Raw genomic sequence first — 4,226 nt, 5'->3', positions numbered from 1 at the left:
TAGAGAACACGAAACCGGCCTGTAAAGCATTAAATGGTGGGGTGGGTTACTTCTCCGGCGGCGCCTTGCGCGTCCCGCCTCGTTTCCCGGCCTTTTTTGCGGCTTTGTAGGCCTCTGCGCTCCTCGCACGCGACCTGGCCTGCCTGGCCCGCACCCTTTCCACGGCGGACCGTCGAGGTTGCTTCGGACTACCCTTCTCATCCGGGGCCGGATTCCCCGCATCGGCTTCTTGAGCTGGCGGTTCCGGGGGACGCGGCGGTCCGGCGAGTTTCTCCTCCAGAAGCGGGCCAGGTTCTTCGGTCGTCCGGCCATGCCCCAGACCTGTTTCCAGAGCTATTGTCGAGCGTCGCTCCGCGTGGCTCGGGGCGGTCATGGGATAATCCGCCGGCAGGCCCCATTTCTCGCGATATTGCTCGGGCGTCATACGGTGCGCCAGATGGAGATGGCGCTTGAGCATCTTCAGCTTCTTCCCGTCCTCAAGGCACACGATATGGTCAGGGAAGAGCGTTGCGGATATGCGCGCATCCGAAAGCGTGGCGGTGGTCCGAGCGCCGACCGGGGTTCTGGCGGGCGCATATTCCGTAATGGTCGACATGACATCGCGGATCAGGGCGGGAATGGCCTCGGGCGTGACCACCGTATGTGCATTGGCAAGATAGGCCGACACGATACTGGCCGTAGCCGTGATGACCGTCTGGCTTTCGCCATCCGAGTGATCCAATGAAATATCCTCCTGCCACCGCATATCTGTCAGATATCCAGTAATGTGCCCGAGCGCGTTCCCGGGCACAACCGGACATGGATGGGCAGGTGTTTCGCTCATGATCAGGTCGGGATGACGCTCTCCTTATCTGGCCGCGTCCGGATGACGTTGGGAAGATCATAAGGTGTGGTGAGGCTGGCGGGATCAGATATTCGGCCTAATCTGTCGCCGTACCCACAAACAATGCGCGCCTAATGTCGTGAAAGGCATCCACGTGTCTTGGATATGCAGATCCGATGACGTGCGTGAGTTGTTCAATCGCTGACAGAGAAAGTTACAGCATGCGTATTTTATCTTTTCTTGTCCTTGGCGTTGCAGTCATCGGCATCACAACAAGCCCCGCTGCGAATGCCGCGGATCTCAAATTTGTTGGCGGAAAATGTTCGCCGAACGGCGTAGTCTCCACATCAGGACCTAATGGGACCGGGGCCATCCTCATGTGCAAGAACGGCGCGTGGAATGGACCGTCCGCAACCTATGGCACCGCCACGATCAGCCTGCGTTCCGGGCATGAAACCCAGTCAGCCGTTATCGGTATTGGAGGAATGCCGATACCTTTTGAGACTGTCACTGAAATCCCGTATGTAGCCAGCATAAGCAGCGTTTCTGGTAAGAAGCCGGTAAAAACCGAAGCGGTGATTCGCGATGGCCTGTCAGGGGCGATCAGCGCCGAGGGACAGCAGAACGGCCACGTTGCGCTGAAAATTCATCTGGTGGACACGTCCCTCATCAAGATGGGACATTACACAGCGCCCGACGGCAAAACCATCGACATACCGGAAACGCATACTGTGTCAGTGGACAACACCATTTATCTTGCTGATGGCCAGTCCGCTCCGCTTGTGTTGAGCGGTAAGACAATTGGGACAGTTTCCTGGAGCGTCCTCAATCCGCGCTAGGGCCAGGACCCATAAAGGGTTTCCCATTATGAGCGGCATGTGATTCGCTGTCTCTCAAAGGAGATGAGCGATGGACGCTGACCTTTTCTGGCTTTCGGACCGACAGTTTGCGCGGATTGCACGGCAGCGGCCCCGCTACTGGTTATGAGTCCGGGCCCTAGGAGAAATTTACAACCAGATGGCCGTCGTTCTGCAGCACCCGGACTGCACGCAGGACATAAACCTGATTTTCAACGACCCATTGCCATCAGACGACTACGTGCCGTTCCGCGCCCTGTTTCGGGATATGCCGGAACCCTTCACGGGACCAGCCACAGCATCGGGCGGGCTCGTCAATACAAAAATTGACCGCAAGCTGTTCGAAACTATGGCCCGTTTTGAAATGCGGGCTGGTGCGACAGAGGCAGACGCCCGGAAAAGTGTGGCTTCGGCACTCAATCAGGCAGCCGTTTAGGCGGCCTGGTTGAACAATGCTAGCATCAATCTGCTAAATTGTGACGCGTGCCAATTGAACCCCTATTGGGTCCGCTGCCATGACAATCTTGACAAAACCCTCGGGCAGTTTGAACGGCGATTCCCCAGGGACTTCTTCCAAAAGAAATTGAACGTGGTTGGAACCATTTCCGCTGCAGCTCAAAACATGCTCCAGGCGCAGGCAGTCTGTCACAAAGTCCTCAGATACGCCGTTCTTAAAAAGAATCGACGCACGGTTTGCATTTTTCTTCCGGTTAAGCATTACTACCGTTCCTTTCGACTCTACCATGCTAGTCACGTGAAATGGATTGGTTTGTAAATCATATCACCACGGAATAGAGTCATTCAAGAACTATACCATTACCGCTCTCCCCATAATAGGGCCCGGAATCATAACCAGTAGCTGACGGTCACGACGAGGCAGCTTGTGGGCGTCGTACACGGTAACGTAGTGAAACTCAGGACGGGTAGTTCTTTGTATTATGGCGATTGCGAGGAGCGGTAAGTCTGGTTGGATCAGATAGCCATGCCAACTGTTTGCCAATCCCCAGCCCGGCCATTGGCACGATGGCACGGGGTCCCAGCCACGAAGCGAGGGGCTGACGGTAACGTGCTCCAGCAAGAAGAATGATCGGGAAGGACTGGGAGTGTCCACGCTCGACAAGCTGGCTGACAACCCGCTCGCCCCAGGCCCGGCGATCTGCAGCCGGCATGGTCATCAAGGTCTGTTCGTATGGCGCGATTACATCATCAGGTGCGACAAGGCCGTGTAACGCCGAAAGGACATACCACGGTGCTCCCTGTGCTTCGACGTAGGCGCGTGCTTTCCGAAACCACGGCGACTGGTAGAGGTCTGCCGCCCGCATTGGCCCTGACGCCTTTTTCTTGACGCAGGCGACCAGATGCAGGGGCGCTGTGCGGGACATGATCTGCTCCTGGTTACAGTAACCGCGTCTTCTTCCCCTGCTTCTTCAGTAGGGAAACGGCTTTTTTGTCGAATGAGACGAATGTTTCTCCACCCAACCAGGCACCTTCGTGAGCGATAACCCCATCGGCGAAATCACCGCCAGCTTCCAGAAACGCCAGACCGGCTTCGACGGCGGGACGGTTCATCACCACATTGCTCGTGCCGAGTAATGCGCGAACGGCTGTGGCGACGTCACCCTTTGGCAGTTTTGCCCCCTGACGGAGTATCCATACCAGCTCGCACAGGGAAGGCAGTGATACGGCAATCAGGGACGCGTCAGTCAGTACCTTTCGCGCGGCCCGGCACTGGGCCGCATCATCCTGAAGGATGGCACGCGCAAGCACATTCGTATCGGCAATGATCTTCACTTGTCGGCCAGTTCGCCAGCCCAGCCAGCCGCAGCAATCGTGTTCATCTCGTCAATCGTGAGCGGCTTTTTCAGTTTCACCCGGCCATCGAGGCAATGCAGGAAATTATCAATGCTGCCAGATGGCCGAGCGGCGCGCACACGCACTTCACCACCGGGCAGTTTTTCAAAATCGACCCGCTGACCCGGCTGGATACCGAGATGTTCAAGCAGTTCGCGCTTGAGCGTGACCTGCCCCTTCGCGGTAACGGTTAAGGATGCCATGGACCCCTCCTATCAACAGGTCGATAGTAAGGCGGTCGTGCCTTACATTCAAGACGCTTCGTACAGGAACTGCATACAGCCTTCATGACTGCCTTGGGGGGGGAGAACGAACCCGCTGCGCGGGATTGGTGCGGTGTGCAGGTCTGTCACCACGGCGTGAGCGATCTGTTTTATTTGGAACTGTCCTGATCGGGCCAAGCACTCTGGCTTCTTCCCACCAGAAGGAGCCGGATGATGACAGAGTCCCTGTGCATTGCTGCAATCAGTCCCCTTCGCCAGCGCCTGCTTGATGACATGGCGGTGCGGCGGTTCTCCCGGGAGACGCAGCGCAATTACCTTCGCGATGTCGGCCGTTTCGCCACGTTTCTGGGCCGCTCACCCCACACGGCAACAGTCGAGGATGTTGACGTGCCCCCCGGAAATGTAACCATTTAAAAGTAGAGTCCGATCGAGAAGGATACGGACGGATGAAGCGCAGTCGTTTTACGGAAG

Annotated in this window: 8 protein-coding genes; 3 read left to right on the top strand and 5 right to left on the bottom strand. The window is 56.9% G+C overall.

Annotation, left to right across the window (positions count from 1 at the left end):
- Nucleotides 1-46: 46 nt before the first annotated feature.
- Entirely contained in the window at nucleotides 47-721 is a 675-nt protein-coding gene (locus tag DY926_RS13275) for a MucR family transcriptional regulator (RefSeq protein WP_241503213.1), read from the bottom strand.
- A 323-nt stretch (nucleotides 722-1,044) separates the two neighbouring features.
- Between DY926_RS13275 and DY926_RS13270 the strand changes: the two genes are divergently transcribed.
- Together DY926_RS13270 and DY926_RS13265 are read left to right on the top strand one after the other, a co-directional pair.
- Nucleotides 1,045-1,662: a hypothetical protein gene (locus DY926_RS13270; protein ID WP_148707792.1), complete on the top strand. Its 618-nt coding sequence runs from the start codon at nucleotides 1,045-1,047 to the stop codon at nucleotides 1,660-1,662.
- A gap of 178 nt (nucleotides 1,663-1,840) precedes the next feature.
- A complete protein-coding gene (locus DY926_RS13265; RefSeq protein WP_116703795.1) occupies nucleotides 1,841-2,116 on the top strand; it encodes a hypothetical protein in 276 nt (91 codons plus the stop codon).
- Nucleotides 2,117-2,149: 33 nt separating this feature from the next.
- Here the strand turns inward: DY926_RS13265 and DY926_RS13260 are convergent, their stop codons facing one another.
- From DY926_RS13260 to DY926_RS13250, 4 genes are all read right to left on the bottom strand, one after another.
- Nucleotides 2,150-2,398 (bottom strand): hypothetical protein, encoded by a 249-nt coding sequence (locus tag DY926_RS13260; RefSeq protein WP_116703794.1) that lies wholly within the window; start codon nucleotides 2,396-2,398, stop codon nucleotides 2,150-2,152.
- Between the two features lie 196 nt (nucleotides 2,399-2,594).
- Nucleotides 2,595-3,062, bottom strand: coding sequence for a DUF6884 domain-containing protein (locus tag DY926_RS17040; RefSeq protein WP_148707791.1), 468 nt, complete (start codon nucleotides 3,060-3,062; stop codon nucleotides 2,595-2,597).
- Between the two features lie 13 nt (nucleotides 3,063-3,075).
- On the bottom strand, nucleotides 3,076-3,471 hold the full coding sequence (locus DY926_RS13255; protein ID WP_116703793.1) for a type II toxin-antitoxin system VapC family toxin: 396 nt from the start codon (nucleotides 3,469-3,471) through the stop codon (nucleotides 3,076-3,078).
- Nucleotides 3,468-3,734, bottom strand: a complete 267-nt coding sequence (locus DY926_RS13250; protein WP_116703792.1) for an AbrB/MazE/SpoVT family DNA-binding domain-containing protein — start codon at nucleotides 3,732-3,734, stop codon at nucleotides 3,468-3,470. The genes DY926_RS13255 and DY926_RS13250 overlap by 4 nt, the downstream gene beginning before the upstream one ends.
- 234 nt (nucleotides 3,735-3,968) lie before the next feature.
- Between DY926_RS13250 and DY926_RS13245 the strand changes: the two genes are divergently transcribed.
- Complete coding sequence (locus DY926_RS13245) at nucleotides 3,969-4,169, top strand: phage integrase N-terminal SAM-like domain-containing protein (protein WP_241503212.1); 201 nt, start codon at nucleotides 3,969-3,971, stop codon at nucleotides 4,167-4,169.
- Nucleotides 4,170-4,226: the final 57 nt, after the last annotated feature.

Source organism: Komagataeibacter melaceti (assembly GCF_003403295.1).
GTDB lineage: Bacteria > Pseudomonadota > Alphaproteobacteria > Acetobacterales > Acetobacteraceae > Komagataeibacter > Komagataeibacter melaceti.
Note: the sequence above shows the minus strand (reverse complement) of the source record. Positions and strands in the feature narration are given on the sequence as shown.

Coding starts and splice junctions, on each gene's coding strand:
- DY926_RS13270 (WP_148707792.1), top strand. CDS start 1,045: ATGCGTATTTTATCTTTTCTTGTCCTTGGCGTTGCAGTCATCGGCATC.
- DY926_RS13260 (WP_116703794.1), bottom strand. CDS start 2,398: ATGCTTAACCGGAAGAAAAATGCAAACCGTGCGTCGATTCTTTTTAAG.
- DY926_RS13250 (WP_116703792.1), bottom strand. CDS start 3,734: ATGGCATCCTTAACCGTTACCGCGAAGGGGCAGGTCACGCTCAAGCGC.
- DY926_RS17040 (WP_148707791.1), bottom strand. CDS start 3,062: ATGTCCCGCACAGCGCCCCTGCATCTGGTCGCCTGCGTCAAGAAAAAG.
- DY926_RS13265 (WP_116703795.1), top strand. CDS start 1,841: ATGGCCGTCGTTCTGCAGCACCCGGACTGCACGCAGGACATAAACCTG.
- DY926_RS13245 (WP_241503212.1), top strand. CDS start 3,969: ATGACAGAGTCCCTGTGCATTGCTGCAATCAGTCCCCTTCGCCAGCGC.